The sequence below is a fragment of the Streptomyces mabaensis genome, assembly GCF_053763515.1.
Genome location: NZ_JBSOPZ010000006.1, coordinates 130,022 through 145,026 on the forward strand (window position 1 = coordinate 130,022; position 15,005 = coordinate 145,026).

Genomic DNA, 15,005 nt, shown 5'->3' on the forward strand with positions numbered 1-15,005 from the left:
GCCCTTACGACCCCAGGATCGTCGTCAGGAACTCGCCCGTCCAGGCCAGCAGTTCGCGGCCCACCACCGGCTTGCCGCCGATCTTGCCCGTCGTCGGGCGCGGGACCAGGATCTGGTGCGTGGCCGGCTTGATGACCGTACGCGGGTACAGCCGCTTCAGGCGCAGCTCCTGCGACTCCCGCAGCTCCACCGGGCCGAACCGCACGTTCGGGCCCTGCAGCGTGATGTCCGCGACCCCGCAGGCACGCGCCAGCATCCGCAGGCCGGCGACGAGGAGCAGGTTCTCCACCGGCTCGGGGAGCTTGCCGTAGCGGTCGGTGAGCTCCTCGCGGACCGCCTTGATGTCCTCCTCCGAGTTCGCCGAGGCGATCGAGCGGTACGCCTGGAGGCGCAGCCGCTCGCCGGGGGCGTAGTCGTGCGGGACGTGCGCGTCGACCGGGAGCTCGATCTTGACCTCCAGCGGCGGCTCCTCCTCCACGCCGCCCTCCAGCGAGGCCCGGTAGTCCGCGACCGCCTCGCCCACCATCCGTACGTACAGGTCGAAGCCGACGCCCGCGATGTGCCCGGACTGCTCGCCGCCGAGCAGATTGCCCGCGCCGCGGATCTCCAGGTCCTTCATCGCCACGTACATGCCCGCGCCCATCTCGGTGTGCTGGGCGATCGTCGCGAGCCGCTCGTGCGCGGTCTCGGTCAGCGGCTTCTCCGGCGGGTAGAGGAAGTACGCGTATCCGCGCTCCCTCCCCCGGCCCACCCGGCCGCGCAGCTGGTGCAGCTGCGAGAGACCGAAGTTGTCGCCGCGCTCGACGATCAGGGTGTTGGCGTTGGAGATGTCGATGCCGGACTCCACGATCGTCGTGGAGACGAGCACGTCGAACTTCTTCTCCCAGAAGTCGACCACGACCTGCTCCAGGGCGCTCTCCCCCATCTGCCCGTGCGCCAGCGCGATCCGCGCCTCCGGCACGATCTCGCGCAGCTTCGCCGCCGCCCGGTCGATCGACTCGACCCGGTTGTGGATGTAGAAGACCTGGCCCTCGCGCAGCAGTTCACGCCGGATGGCCGCGCCGATCTGCTTCTGCTCGTACGGGCCGACGAAGGTCAGCACCGGGTGGCGCTCCTCCGGCGGGGTGGTGATCGTCGACATCTCCCGGATGCCGGTGACCGCCATCTCCAGCGTGCGCGGGATCGGGGTCGCGGACATCGTCAGGACGTCGACGTTCGCGCGCAGCTTCTTCAGCTGCTCCTTGTGCTCGACGCCGAAGCGCTGCTCCTCGTCGACGATGACCAGGCCCAGGTCCTTGAACTTGGTCTCGGAGGAGAAGAGCCGGTGCGTGCCGATGACGATGTCGACCGCGCCCTCCTTCAGCCCCTCCAGGGTCGCCTTCGCCTCGCTGTCGCTCTGGAAGCGGGACAACGCCCGGGTGACCACCGGGAATTGCGCGTACCGCTCGGAGAACGTACCGAAGTGCTGCTGCACCAGCAGCGTCGTCGGGACGAGCACCGCCACCTGCTTGCCGTCCTGGACCGCCTTGAACGCCGCGCGGACCGCGATCTCCGTCTTGCCGTAGCCGACGTCGCCGCAGATCAGCCGGTCCATCGGGACGGACTTCTCCATGTCCTCCTTGACCTCGGCGATGGTGGTGAGCTGGTCGGGCGTCTCCACGTACGGGAAGGCGTCCTCCAGCTCCCGCTGCCACGGGGTGTCCGGGCCGAAGACATGGCCGGGCGCGGCCATCCGCGCCGAGTACAGCTTGATCAGGTCGGCGGCGATCTCCTTGACCGCCTTCTTCGCCCGCGCCTTGGTCTTGGTCCAGTCGGCGCCGCCGAGCCGGTGCAGCGTCGGCGCCTCCCCGCCCACGTACTTGGTGACCTGCTCCAGCTGGTCGGTGGGGATGTAGAGCCGGTCGCCGGGCTGGCCGCGCTTGGCGGGGGCGTACTCGACGAGGAGGTACTCGCGGGTCGCGCCCTGCACCGTGCGCTGCACCATCTCGATGTACCGGCCGACGCCGTGCTGCTCGTGGACGATGTAGTCGTCCGCCTGGAGGGTCAGCGGGTCGATGGTCTTGCGGCGGCGGGCCGGCATCCGGCCCATGTCCTTGCTGGCGGTGCGCTGGCCGGTGAGGTCGGTCTCGGTCAGTACGGCGAGCCTGAGCCCCTGGTCGACGAAGCCGTAGTCGATCGAGCCGCACGAGACGTGCACGACGGACGGGGAGATCTCCGCCAGGTCGGCGTCGAGGCGGGCCGCGATGCCCTCGCCGCCGAGCACCTCGACGGTACGGGCCGCCGGACCGTGCCCTTCGGTGATGTACACCGTGCGCCAGCCGTCGGCGATCCAGCCCTTGGTGTCGGCGAGCGCCCGCGCGGTGTCGCCGCGGTAGCTCTCCGGCGCGTGCATGCCGAGCTTCAGCGTTTCGTCCGACAGCTCCTCGTCGGCGGCGAACGGCGAGATGGACCACCACATCATTCCGAGCTCGCGGGCCCGGTCCCGGACGTCCGCGATGCCCCACAGGGACGCCGCGTCCACGTCGATGGGCGCCTCGCCGCCGCCGGCCGTCGCCGCCCACGACGCCTGCAGGAACTCCTGCGAGGTGGCCACCAGGTCGGCCGCCCGGGTCCGGACCCGCTCGGGATCGCAGACCACCGCCATCGAGTCCTTCGGCAGCACGTCGAGCAGCAGCTCCATGTCGTCGACGAGCACCGGAGCCAGCGACTCCATGCCCTCGACCGCGATCCCCTCGGCGATCTTGCCGAGCAGCTCGCCCAGCTCCGGGTGCTCCTCGGCAAGGGCGGCGGCCCGCTGCCGTACGTCCTGGGTCAACAGCAGCTCACGGCAGGGCGGCGCCCACAGGCCGTGCTCGGCGACCTCCAGCGAGCGCTGGTCGGCGACCTTGAAGTAACGGATCTCCTCGACGTCGTCGCCCCAGAACTCCACCCGCAGCGGGTGCTCCTCGGTCGGCGGGAACACATCGAGGATGCCGCCGCGCACCGCGAACTCGCCGCGCTTCTCCACCAGCTCCACCCGGGCGTACGCAGCCGCGGCGAGCGCCTCGGTCACCTCGCCCAGGTCGGCGCTCTGCCCGCTGCGCAGCGCCACCGGCTCCAGGTCTCCGAGCCCCTTGACCTGCGGCTGGAGTACGGAACGCACGGGCGCGACCACCACGCTGACCGGCCCGGCCGACGGGTCGTCCGTGCTCGGGTGCGCGAGCCGGCGCAGTACGGCCAGCCGGCGCCCCACGGTGTCGCTGCGCGGCGACAGCCGCTCGTGCGGCAGCGTCTCCCAGGACGGGTAGTCCACCACCTGGTCGGCCGGCAGCAGTGAGCGCAGCGCGGCGGCCAGGTCCTCCGCCTCCCGGCCGGTCGCGGTGACCGCGAGCACGGTCCGCTCGGTGCGGCGCGCGAGCGCGGCGACGGCGAAGGGCCGGGCGGCGGGCGGACCGACGAGGTCGACGTGCATGCGGTTGCCGTCGGCGGCGGCCTTCACCGCTTCGGTGAGTGCGGGGTCCTGGATGACGGCGTCGAGCAGACCGTGCAGGCTCATGGAGAAGGCTTTCCGTCCGGGGGCCGGCCGAGGGGGAGACCTGAGACCGAGGGGTGGGCAACGCGAAGGACCCGACACGTCGCACGGGCCGGGGGTTCCAGCCTACGGCGTGGGCGGGTCACTCGCGCGAGGGAATGAGGTCACTCCGGAGAGTGAATGGGCTGGCTCGGACGGCAGTGGGCCCGGTAACCTAAGTCCACTGCTTAGTCCACCCAGCTTGAGAGGCCGCCATGGAAGCAGCCCGGCAGTACAACGTGCACGAGGCGAAGACGCACTTCTCCAAAATCCTGGAGGTGGTCGCCACCGGCGAGGAGGTGATCATCAGCAAGTCCGGCGAGCCGGTTGCCAAGGTCATCCCGCTGAAGGGGAAGGTCCAGCGGACCGATTACGGCTCGCTCAGGGGGCAGATCGAAATCGCCGACGACTTCGATGAGCTCCCGGAGGGCTTCGCAGAGGCATTCGGAGCGGACGCGTGAAGCTGCTGCTCGATACGCACGTCGTGCTGTGGTGGCTGAACGGGGAGCTCGCCGATGAGACGCGCGACCTGCTCGCCCATGAGCGCTGGGTCTTCGTCAGCGCCGTGACTCCCTGGGAGATCTCGGTGAAGCAGGCGACGGGCAAGCTCACCGGCCGGGGCGACATGGCCGAACAGGCCCGGGACACGCAGTTCCAGGCACTGCCGGTCATCGCGGACCACGGCATCCGCGCCGGGCAGCTCCCGCCCCACCACCGGGATCCGTTCGACCGGATACTGATCGCCCAGGCCCAGACCGAGGGCCTGACCCTCGTCACCCGCGACAAGTTCATCCCGCTCTACGACGTCCCCGTCCTCGCCGTCTGAGACGCACCGACGGACGCACCGACGCGAACCGGCCCCGGCGCGCTCGCGAAGAGCACACCGGGGCCGGGCCCCCCGTATCCACCACCACTACTCCGTGGCGATGGCGTTTAGTACGTTCATCCGCCCCGCCCGGAACGCCGGGACCAGCGCCGCGAACAGGCCCACGAACGCCGAGCCCACGAACACCGTCAGGATCGTCGGCCACGGGATCTCCAGGACCCCGAGGCCCTCCAGCGCCAGCAGCTGCTGCGCGGTCGCGCCCCAGCCCAGCCCCAGCCCCAGGCCCAGCAGGGCGCCGAAGAGGGCGATGACCACCGACTCCAGGCGGATCATGCGGCGCAGCTGGCGGCGCGAGAGGCCGATGGCCCGCATCAGGCCGATCTCGCGGGTCCGCTCCACGACCGACAGCGCGAGGGTGTTCACCACGCCCAGCACCGCGACGATGATCGCGAGCGCCAGCAGCCCGTAGACCATGTTGAGCAGCTGCCCGATCTGGTCCTTCAGGTCCTGCTTGAAGTCGGTCTGGTTCTGCACCTTGTACTGCGGGTACGCCGCGAGCGAGTCCTTCAGGGCGGCGTACGCGGCCTCCTCCTTGCCGTCCTCCGCCTTCGCGAACATGATCATGTTCTTCGGCATCTTCTCGGCCGGCAGGTACCGCTCGACGGTCGTGATGTTCACGTACATCGCGCCCTTGTCGACGTTCGTGTCGTCGGACGTGATGGCGGCGACCCGCAGCCGGGCGGTCTCGCCGCCCTTGAAGGCGACCGTCATCTCGTCGCCGACCTCGACGCCGTGCCGCTTGGCGTAGGCGTCGCCGACCGACATGGCGTCCTTGCCGTACGCCGCCGCGAGTTCACCGGCGACCGTCACGCGCCGCAGGTCCTGCGCGTACGTCGGGTCGGCGGCGGCCAGTCCCTCCTCCTCCGTCTTACCGTCGGGGGAGGTCAGCTTCGCGTCCACGAACTTGTACTCGGTGACGTGGGCGATGCCGGGAGCCGCCTCCAGGGCCTGCTGGGCCTGCGGCATGATCGGCTGCCCGTTCGCGGACTGGACGATGAAGTCCGCGCCGACCGACCTGTCGAGCTCGTCGGTGGCCGAGGCCACCATCGAGGACCCGACGACCGACAGGCAGGCGACCAGCGCGAGCCCGATCATCAGCGCGGCGCCGGTGGCTCCCGTACGGCGCGGGTTGCGCAGCGCGTTGCGCTCCGCCATCCGTCCGACCGGGCCGAACATCCGCAGGACGACCGCGCTCAGCACCTTCACCACCCCGCCGGCCAGCAACGGTCCGATCACCACGAAGCCGATCAGCGTCAGCACCACACCCGCGCCGAGGAACAGCGAGCCCTCGCCCGCCTTGTCGGCGGTGGCCGCGAGGTAGAGCCCGGCGACGCCGGTGCTCGTCAGCGCCAGCCCGAGGATGCCCCGGATCCAGCCCGCCTTGCGGTCGCCGGGCGTTCCCGCGTCGCGCAGGGCGGCCATCGGCGAGACCTTGCCCGCCCGCCGGGCCGGCACGGCCGCGGCGATGAGGGTGACGACCACGCCGAGGACCACACCGACCACCGGGGTCGTCCACTTGACCGTGAGGTCGGCGGTGGACAGCTCCATGCCCATGGAGCCCATCAGCTCCATCAGCCCGACGGCGAGACCGACGCCGGCGCCCACGCCGAGGACCGAGCCGAACACGCCGAGCAGCAGCGCCTCGACGCGCACCGACTGGTTGATCTGGCCCCGGCTCGACCCGAGGGCCCGCATCAGGCCGATCTCACGCGTCCGCTGCGCGACCAGCATCGAGAAGGTGTTGAAGATCAGGAAGATGCCGACGAGGAAGGCGATGGCGGCGAAGCCGAGCATCACGTACTTCATCACGTCGAGGAACGAGCCGACGTCCGCGCGGTTGGCGTCCGCGGCCTCCTTCGAGGTCTGGAGCTTGTACGGGCCCTCGACCGAGGCGGCGAGGTTCCGCTTCAGCTGCTCGTCGCTGACCCCGTCGTTCGCGGTGACGGCGACATGGGTGAACAGGTCCGTCCCGCCGAGGAGCCCCCGCTGCGCGGTGGCGGTGTCGAAGTAGACGACGGCCGCACCCGGGTTGGTCACCTTGAAGGTGGCGATCCCGGAGATCTTCGCCCGGATGTCACCGGTGACGGCGATAGTGCGCAGCTCGTCGCCGAGCTTCAGGCCGTGCTTGTCGGCCGTGTCGGCGTCGACCATCACCTCGGTGGGGCCGCGCGGCGCGTGACCGGAGGTGATCTCCATCGACTTCAGTTCATTGCGGGTCCAGTTGCCGGCGAGCGTGGGAGCGCCGGTGGTGGAGCCCATGTTCTTGTTGTCGCTGTTGACGACGGTGACGCTCATCGAGACGACCGCGCCCTCGGCAGCCTTCACCCCGTCGGCCTCGGCGACCTTCGCCACGACCGAGGCGGGCAGCGTCTCGGGCCGGCCGGTCTGCGAGATCTCCTCGCCCTCCTTCGCGGACTTCGGGCTGACGGTGACATCGGCCGAGGTGACGGCGAAGAGCTTGTCGAACGTCGTGTTCATCGTGTCGGTGAAGACGAGCGTGCCGCACACGAACGCCACCGACAGCAGGACCGCGACGGCGGACAGCGCCATCCGCCCCTTGTGCGCGACGAAGTTGCGCATCGAGGTCTTGAGTACGGTCATGACGTCCGCCCGCGCGCGTCGAAGTCCTTCATCCTGTCGAGGACCTGATCGGCCGTCGGGTTGAACATCTCGTCCACGATCCGGCCGTCCGCGAGATACAGCACCCGGTCCGCGTACGAGGCCGCCACCGGGTCGTGCGTGACCATCACGATGGTCTGCCCCAGCTCGTCGACCGACTTCCGCAGGAAGCCGAGCACTTCGGCGCCCGCCCGGGAGTCGAGGTTTCCGGTCGGCTCGTCACCGAAGATGATCTCGGGCCGCGCCGCCAGCGCACGGGCGACCGCCACCCGCTGCTGCTGACCGCCGGACAGCTGCGTCGGCCGGTGCTTCAGCCGCCCGGCGAGACCGACGGTCTCCACCACCCGGTTCAGCCACTGGGCGTCGGGCTTGCGGCCCGCGATGTCCATCGGCAGCGTGATGTTCTCCAGCGCGTTGAGCGTCGGCAGCAGGTTGAACGCCTGGAAGATGAAGCCGATCCGGTCCCGGCGCAGCTGCGTGAGCTTCTTGTCCTTGAGCTTGGTGATCTCGGTGTCGTCGACGTAGATCTCGCCCGAGGTCACGGTGTCGAGGCCGGCGAGGCAGTGCATCAGGGTCGACTTGCCCGAACCCGACGGCCCCATGATCGCGGTGAACCGCCCCCGCGCGATGTCCACATCGACATGGTCGAGCGCGACGACCCGCGTCTCCCCCGACCCGTACGCCTTGACGACCTGCCGCGCCCGCGCGGCTACGGCCGTAGGCCCTCCAGTGCCCTCGTGCCTGGGAATGGTCACAGCCGTAGTCACGGTAAATCTCCTCGGTCGACGTCGTGGTGCGTGCCTGGAACAACTGGGTCGAGTCTGGTCGGCACAGGGGTACGGGCGCGCTGGTGCGCATCTCCGTATCCACCCGGGGGTTAGCCCCACCCACCGGGTGAGGCGGCCCGTAAGAACCAGTTAAGAACCGGTCCGCGGCCATCTCCTCCTCCACCGGTACGAACGGCCCCTGGCCCGAAGGGCGGAGGTCCCCCTAGGGGGAGTACGCCGTCGGGCGGAGTCCGTCTCGGGGACCCCCGCCCCCTCCCGCGGCCCGGCCCGGGAATGAGAGGGTGTCCCAGGAAAATAGATGCACGGTGAAAGGATTCGGGTGAGCGGCAGCAGCGGCGGCGGTACGGAAGCCCTGCCCGGCACCCGGTCCGCCCCGGAGTCCGCCCGCCGGCGCAGGCCGGTCGTCGCGGCGCTGATGCTCGGTATGGCGCTCGCCGCCCTCGACGGCACGATCGTGTCCACCGCCGTCCCCCAGATCGTCGGCGACCTCGGCGGGTTCGCGGTCTTCTCCTGGCTCTTCTCCGGCTACCTCCTCGCCGTCACCGTCACCCTCCCCGTGTACGGCAAGCTCTCCGACACCTTCGGCCGCAAGCCGGTCCTCATCGCCGGCATCGCCCTCTTCCTCGTCGGGTCGGTCCTGTGCGCGGTGGCCTGGAACATGGCGGCCCTGATCGCCTTCCGGGTGGTCCAGGGACTCGGCGGCGGCGCGATCCAGGGCACGGTCCAGACGATCGCCGCCGACCTCTACCCCCTCAAGGAACGCCCCAGGATCCAGGCCCGGCTCTCCACCGTCTGGGCCGTCTCCGCGGTGGCCGGACCGGCGGTCGGCGGGCTCCTCGCCGCGTACGCCCACTGGCGCTGGATCTTCCTGATCAACCTGCCGATCGGGGCGTTGGCGATGTGGCTGATCGCCCGTCACCTCAAGGAGACCGCCCGTACGGCTCCGGCCGCCCGCCCCCGGATCGACTGGGCCGGCGCACTGACCGTCTTCGCCTGCGGCGGCCTGCTGCTGACCGCCCTGGTCCAGGGCGGCGTCGCCTGGCCCTGGCTGTCCGCGCCCTCGCTCACCCTGCTCGCCGGGGCGGCGGTCCTCGCGGCGCTGGCCGTCGTCGTCGAGCGCCGGGCCGCGGATCCGGTCATCCCCGGCTGGGTCTGGCGCCGCCGCACCATCGCCGCCGTCAACCTGGCCCTCGGCGCGCTGGGGCTGCTGATGGTCGCGCCGACCGTCTTCCTGCCCACGTACGCGCAGTCGGTCCTGGGCCTCGGCCCGATCGGCGCGGGCTTCGTCCTTTCGATCATGACCCTGAGCTGGCCCATCTCCGCCGCGCTCAGCCAGCACGTCTACACCCGCATCGGCTTCCGCAACACCGCGGTCATCGGCATCTCACTCGCCGCCGTGATCCTCCTCGCCTTCCCCCTCCTGCCCTACCCGGGCTCCCCCTGGCAGCCCGCCCTGATCATGCTGCTGCTCGGCGCCGCCCTCGGCCTCTTCCAACTGCCGCTCATCGTCGGCGTCCAGTCGACGGTGGGCTGGTCGGAACGCGGCACCACCACCGCATCCGTACTCTTCTGCCGCCAGGTCGGCCAGAGCGTGGGCGCCGCGCTGTTCGGCGCCGTCGCCAACGCCACCCTCACCGCCCGCCTGCCGGACGCCGACCTCGACGGCGTCGCGCACGCCCTGGAACACCCCGCCTCCCTCACCGCGGAAGCGGCGGACCAGCTGCGCCGGGCGGTCGACACGGCGGTGGACCACGTCTACCTGGGCGCGGCGGCAGCGGCGGTACTGGCCCTGCTGGCCCTCCTGCTGATCGCGCCCCGCCGCTTCCCGGTCATCACGGAGGACTGACCCGACTGTTAGTCAGCCACCCTGCGCATGACCGACGTCGCCGAACCACGCCCCTGCGCGTCCCCCCATGTGGTGGGGGGCACAGCCGAAGGGCTGGCGCGGTCATGTGCGTTCTGGGATGCTTCCGTCCGACAAGCGACGGCGGAACGAGGAAGCCGGTGAGATTCCGGCACGGTACCGCCACTGTGTAGGGGGAGCGACTCCGCCGAAGCCACCGCCCCGTCGGGGTGGGAAGGCCGGAGAAGCGTCGATCCCGAGTCAGGAGACTCACGCCGTCGCACCTCGCCATACCGGGGCGGATTTCCCCGAGAGAGGACGGTGGCACTCGTGTGCCCGCGTGCTTGTGTGAAGTTTCCACTCCCGGCTGCCCGTATGAGATGGACGCGACGGCTTGTCGCTCGGACCCTGCCGTCGGAGCGCTGAAGGGCCTCCCGGCGACGCTCGGCGTCCCACCCTCTCGCTGACTGTGCGACCGCCCCTCGGTCGTTCCCTTTCCCACGCACCCGGAAGACCGGTGCGCTTCGACGCATGCCCAGGAGCCCTCGTGTCCGTACGACCAGTCCCGCCTCTTCGACGCCCTGCCGGCATTACGGCGCTGATCGCCGCTCTGAGTTTCACCCTCGCCGCGTGCGCCGACGGCGACTCCGCCCGGCCGGCGGATTCCCGGGCCTCGGGGTCCGCGGCCGGCTGCATCTCCGACTTCGATCCGGCCGAGGACTACTTCCCCGTGAAGTCCACGGTGGAGCACGCGAAGAACTTCACCTTGCGGTACGAGAAGAGCTACCAGGTCCTCACGGTCAAGGAGCCCTACCCCAAGGGCAAGCCCGAGTCGTACGTCCTGGTCAAGTGCGGGGCCCCCAAGCCGAAGCTGTCCGGCGACCTGGCCAAGGCCCAGCAGATCACCACTCCGGTCAAGAGCCTGTACTCCGCCTCGACCACGCACCTGCCGCTGCTGACCGAGACCGGCACGCTGAATGTCCTGACCGGTGTGGCAAGCGGCGCGTTCGTCAGCTCCGCCGAGGTCCGTGAGCGGGTGACGTCGGGCAAGGTCGCCGAGTACGCCAAGGACAACACCCTGAACGCCGAGCAGGTCATCGGCGCCAGGCCCGATGTCCTGATGACCCAGGGGACCGACGACCCGCAGTACCCGAAGCTGCGGCAGGCGGGCATCGCCGTCGTCGCCAACGCCGAGTGGCTGGAGCCCAGCCCGCTCGGCCGCGCCGAGTGGGTCAAGGCCATGGCCGCACTCACCGGAGCCGAGAAGCGCGCGGGCGAGGTGTTCGACACCGTCGAGAGCGACTACGGCAAGGTCGCCGCCAAGGCCGCGAAGTCCGTCTCGGCGGGCAAGCCCGTCAAGGTGCTGCCGGGCACGATGTACCAGGGCACGTGGAGCATGGCCTCCGGCGGCAGCTACGTCGGGAAGCTGATCAATGATGCCGGTGGCACCTACCCGTGGGCGGGCGACAAGGGCACAGGCAACCTTCAGTTGAACTTCGAGGCCGTGTACGCCAAGGGCGGCGACGCGCCGACGTGGCTGGTCGGCGAGCAGTGGAAGTCGACTGCCGACGCGGTCAAGGCGGACCGTCGCTACGCCAAGCTGAACGCTGTGAACGCGGGTGAGGTCTGGACGAACACCAAGGCGCTGGGTCCCGGCGGCGGCAACGACTTCTACGAGCGCGGCGTCCTGCGTCCGGACCTCGTCCTCGCCGACCTGTTCGCCCTCCTGCACCCGGACCAGGCCGCGGGCCACACCTTCACCTTCTACACCAAGGTGCCGCGCGCGTGACCACGCGGACAGCCGTGACGCCTGCCCCGGCCCCGGCCCCGGCCCCGGCAAGCCCGGTGCCCGGGCGTCGGCGTCTCCTGGTCGTCTCCGGGCTGGCCGTCGGCACGGCAGTTCTGTTCGTGCTGACGGTCGCCGTCGGCTCCTACCAGGTGCCTGTCGGGGAGGTGGTGCGTGTGCTGTTCGGCAGTGCGGGGGCCGACCCGCGGTGGGCCGTCATCGTCGAGGAGGTGCGGCTGCCGCGTGCGCTGACGGCCACCGCTGTGGGCGCTGCCCTCGCCGTGGCCGGCGTGCAGATGCAGACGCTGTTCCGCAACGCGCTGGCCGATCCGTTCTCACTCGGGGTGAGTTCGGGGGCAAGCATGGGGGTGGCGGCCGTGGTGGTCAGTACGGGCGGTGTGGCCGGGAGCTTCACCGGTGACCTGGCGGGGCTGGGCCGCATCGGCGTGGTGCTGGCCGCTTCCCTCGGCGCCGGGTGTGTGCTGGCGCTGGTGCTGCTGCTGTCGCGCTGGGTCCGCTCGGCGGTCACCCTGCTGGTCATCGGCGTGATGATCGGCTCGGCGGCCACCGCGGTGGTCAGCGTCATGCTGGTGTACGCCCGGCCCGAGCGCGCCCAGCAGTTCGTGATGTGGGGACTGGGCAGTTTCAGCGCCACTACCTGGCCCGACCTCGCGGTGATGCTCCCGGTGATCGGGGCGGGCCTGGCGGCCGCCCTGCTGACCACCAAGCGCCTCAACGCGCTGCTGCTCGGCGAGGACTACGCCCGCACCATGGGCCTGAACGTCCGCAGAAGCCGCGACCTGGCGCTGCTGGGAACGTCGCTGCTGGCCGGGGCCGCCACCGCGTTCTGCGGCCCGGTCGCCTTCCTCGGCCTGGCCGTACCGCACCTGACCCGCGTCGCCCTGGGCACCTCCGACCACCGGGTGCTCGTGCCCGCGTCGATGCTCGCCGGTGCGTTCCTGGCCCTGGCCTGCGCGCTGCTGAGCCAGCCGCCCGGTATGGACGCGGTATTGCCGCTGAACGCGATCACCTCGCTGTTCGGCGCCCCCGTCGTCATCACGTTCCTGATCCGCAGCCGCCGCGGCCTGCAAGGGGTGACCTCATGACCGACACGACAGTGGCACCCGGAGCTTCGGCCGCGCGGCCCGTCCCGTCCGCACGGTCGACCGCGCGCCCCGGCGGACTCGGCACCGACGGTCTCACCGTCGGCTATCGCACCCGCGCCGCGTGGGGACGCGGCACCCGGCGTGCGGTCCTGGAGGACCTGGAACTGGAGGCCCGGGCCGGTGAACTGACCGTGCTGCTCGGCCCCAACGGCGCGGGCAAGTCCACCCTGTTGCGCACCCTGTGCGGATTGCTGCCGCCCCTCGCCGGGGGCGTGCGCATCGGCGGCCGGCCCATCGCCGGGGAGTCACCCGCGGCCCTCGCGCGGCGGCTCGCCGTCGTCCTCACCGACCGCGTCGACGCGGGTCTGCTGTCGGCACGGGAGCTCGTTGCCCTGGGCCGTCATCCGCACACCGGGTTCACCGGACGTCTGGCACCGGCCGACGAGCATGCTGTCCAATGGGCCCTGGAGGCGGTGGACGCCAAGCACCTGGCCGACCGGCCGGCCGCCGAGCTCTCCGACGGTGAACGCCAGCGGGTGCTCACCGCCCGGGCGCTGGCCCAGGAGCCCGACGTCGTCCTGCTGGACGAGCCGACCGCCTTCCTGGACGTGCCCTCGCGGGTGGCACTCACCGTGCTGCTGCGCGACCTGGCCCGGGAGAAGGGCCTTACGGTCGTGGTCAGTACCCACGATCTGGAACTGGCGCTGCGTGTCGCCGACGCGGTCTGGCTGGTCGACCGCTCCTCCCACGTACACACCGGAGCACCCGAAGACCTGGTCAGCAGCGGGGCCGTCGCCGCGGCCTTCGACGCCGACCACCTCGCCTTCGACCCGCTCTCAGGCAGCTTCGGGCTGCGCCGGGCCGCCCGCGCCACGGTCACCGTGGACGCCCCGCCGGTCCTGCGCCCCCTGCTGGAACGCGCCCTGGCCCGGGAGGGCATGGCTGTCCAGCACGCCACACCGGGCGACGAGGCCCAGATCAGCGCCGACGAGCACGGCAACCTGACCCTGCGCCGGGCCGGCAGCGTCGTCAGCACGCGGTCCTTCCACGACCTGACCCGGACGGTACGCACATGGTGAACCGAACCGCCGCCACGCTGGAGCAGGTCGCGGCCATCGGCCCGTACTTCGCCGTGACATGCGGCGAGCGGCCCGATCCCGACGGGTTTCTGCCGCTGACCGAGCTGTACGCCGATGCCGACGCGCTGAAGGCATACGTACAGGCCGTTGGGCAGCGGATCGGCACCGACCAGATGCGCGTGGCCGCCTCCACCCTCCACCTGGGCACCGCCTCACGGCTCTGGTCGATCGCTCTTGCCTCCGTCGCACTCACCGGAGGTGTCCCCGACCTGAACCCAGAACAGCTGTGGTGGCGCCCGGCACTCTCCGGCCCCATCGACCTGTGGCTGCCCGCGCCGCGTGAGCTGCCCGGAGCCGCGGCCGCTGCTGTGCACGGCACCGTCGCCGTACAGAACCTGCGTCCGCTCGCCGAGGCCGTCCAGCGGGTCTCCGGGGTATCCCCGCGGATTCTGCGCGGCAACGCCGCCTCGGCACTCGTCGGCGCCCTGCGAGTCCTGATCACCCGCGCCCCGCACGTCCCACAGCCGGTGATCCCCCTCGTCCGCGACCTCCTCGGGCGCGAACCACTCACCGGCGCCGGTGCCTTCGACCCGGGCGCGGACGGAACCATCACCTTCCGCCGCCGCAGCTGCTGTCTCTACTACCGCGTCCCCGGCGCCGGCACCTGCGGCGACTGCATCCTGAATCACAAGGAGCGATCCGCATGACCACCATCGAACCGGCCGTCGTCGAAACCGAGAGCGGCGGCACCCAGCACGTCTGGGCCCTGCCGACGGACGAGACCACCCTCCTCGACCTGATCACCACCGTCTTCACCGACCACTGGCAGCAGATCAACTTCGGGCCCATCATCGAAGGCGCCGCCTGGGAAGTCGGCGCCCCCTGCGCCCCGACCGCCATCACCATGAACGACGGCTACGCCACGGTCGACTTCGGTGCCTGGCACTTCCACCTCTGTATCGGCGAGCACACCGCCTCCGGCCCCGAGCTGGGCCGCATCCGCCGCTGCTCCCGCGCCGAGCTCTACCGCAGCATCGGCTCCGACGGCGCCCCCGTCAGCTGGGGTCTGCGCCTGTTCAACGGCCGCGACGAACAGATGATGACCGTCCTGCTGCCCAACCCGTTCCTCACAGACCGCCAGGGCATTCGGGACACGCCCGACTTCGGCCGCCTCGCCGCGTGGGACGCGTTGCGGGCCCGCTTCCTCTCCCTGCCCGCCGACCCGCTCGACCGCACAGGCAAGGGCTTCAAGCACAGCGGCTGACCGGTGCCCGGCGCCCCACGCCCGGCCATGCCGCCATGCCGGACGTGGGGGCTCTTGCTCAGGAGGAGCTGAGGGAAAGCGAGG

11 protein-coding genes and 1 riboswitch are annotated in these 15,005 nt (G+C 71.0%); of the genes, 8 read left to right on the plus strand and 3 right to left on the minus strand.

Features of this window, described 5'->3' with window-relative positions:
- Positions 1–4: 4 nt before the first annotated feature.
- Positions 5–3,535 carry a transcription-repair coupling factor gene (gene mfd, locus ACWV17_RS07515; RefSeq protein ID WP_455358998.1) on the minus strand — a complete coding sequence of 1,177 codons (3,531 nt, stop codon included), beginning with the start codon at positions 3,533–3,535 and terminating at the stop codon, positions 5–7.
- Positions 3,536–3,765: 230 nt separating this feature from the next.
- Here mfd and ACWV17_RS07520 point away from each other — a divergent pair, with 230 nt between their 5' ends.
- Together ACWV17_RS07520 and ACWV17_RS07525 are read left to right on the plus strand one after the other, a co-directional pair.
- Entirely contained in the window at positions 3,766–4,011 is a 246-nt protein-coding gene (locus tag ACWV17_RS07520; protein WP_455358999.1) for a type II toxin-antitoxin system Phd/YefM family antitoxin, read from the plus strand.
- On the plus strand, positions 4,008–4,376 hold the full coding sequence (locus ACWV17_RS07525; protein WP_455359000.1) for a type II toxin-antitoxin system VapC family toxin: 369 nt from the start codon (positions 4,008–4,010) through the stop codon (positions 4,374–4,376). The genes ACWV17_RS07520 and ACWV17_RS07525 overlap by 4 nt, the downstream gene beginning before the upstream one ends.
- An 87-nt stretch (positions 4,377–4,463) precedes the next feature.
- Here ACWV17_RS07525 and ACWV17_RS07530 read toward each other — a convergent pair whose 3' ends face one another.
- Both ACWV17_RS07530 and ACWV17_RS07535 read right to left on the minus strand, forming a co-directional pair.
- Positions 4,464–7,037: an ABC transporter permease gene (locus ACWV17_RS07530; protein WP_455359001.1), complete on the minus strand. Its 2,574-nt coding sequence runs from the start codon at positions 7,035–7,037 to the stop codon at positions 4,464–4,466.
- Positions 7,034–7,822, minus strand: a complete 789-nt coding sequence (locus tag ACWV17_RS07535) for an ABC transporter ATP-binding protein (protein WP_455351339.1) — start codon at positions 7,820–7,822, stop codon at positions 7,034–7,036. Before ACWV17_RS07535 ends, ACWV17_RS07530 begins: the two co-directional genes overlap by 4 nt.
- A gap of 319 nt (positions 7,823–8,141) precedes the next feature.
- On the opposite strand from ACWV17_RS07535, the gene ACWV17_RS07540 reads away from it, so the two are divergent.
- The 6 genes from ACWV17_RS07540 (at position 8,142) to ACWV17_RS07565 (ending at position 14,921) form a co-directional block, all read left to right on the plus strand.
- Positions 8,142–9,689 (plus strand): MDR family MFS transporter, encoded by a 1,548-nt coding sequence (locus tag ACWV17_RS07540; RefSeq protein ID WP_455359002.1) that lies wholly within the window; start codon positions 8,142–8,144, stop codon positions 9,687–9,689.
- 102 nt (positions 9,690–9,791) lie between these two features.
- A riboswitch (cobalamin riboswitch) is annotated at positions 9,792–9,980 on the plus strand.
- 253 nt (positions 9,981–10,233) lie between these two features.
- The gene (locus ACWV17_RS07545; protein ID WP_455359003.1) at positions 10,234–11,475 is read left to right on the plus strand and encodes an ABC transporter substrate-binding protein; all 1,242 of its coding nucleotides are present in this window, start codon (positions 10,234–10,236) and stop codon (positions 11,473–11,475) included.
- Positions 11,472–12,578, plus strand: a complete 1,107-nt coding sequence (locus tag ACWV17_RS07550) for a FecCD family ABC transporter permease (protein WP_455359004.1) — start codon at positions 11,472–11,474, stop codon at positions 12,576–12,578. Before ACWV17_RS07545 ends, ACWV17_RS07550 begins: the two co-directional genes overlap by 4 nt.
- Positions 12,575–13,657, plus strand: a complete 1,083-nt coding sequence (locus tag ACWV17_RS07555) for an ABC transporter ATP-binding protein (protein ID WP_455359005.1) — start codon at positions 12,575–12,577, stop codon at positions 13,655–13,657. The genes ACWV17_RS07550 and ACWV17_RS07555 overlap by 4 nt, the downstream gene beginning before the upstream one ends.
- Positions 13,651–14,364 (plus strand): (2Fe-2S)-binding protein, encoded by a 714-nt coding sequence (locus tag ACWV17_RS07560; protein ID WP_455359006.1) that lies wholly within the window; start codon positions 13,651–13,653, stop codon positions 14,362–14,364. The genes ACWV17_RS07555 and ACWV17_RS07560 overlap by 7 nt, the downstream gene beginning before the upstream one ends.
- Positions 14,361–14,921, plus strand: coding sequence for a DUF7676 family protein (locus ACWV17_RS07565; protein ID WP_455359007.1), 561 nt, complete (start codon positions 14,361–14,363; stop codon positions 14,919–14,921). Before ACWV17_RS07560 ends, ACWV17_RS07565 begins: the two co-directional genes overlap by 4 nt.
- Positions 14,922–15,005: the final 84 nt, after the last annotated feature.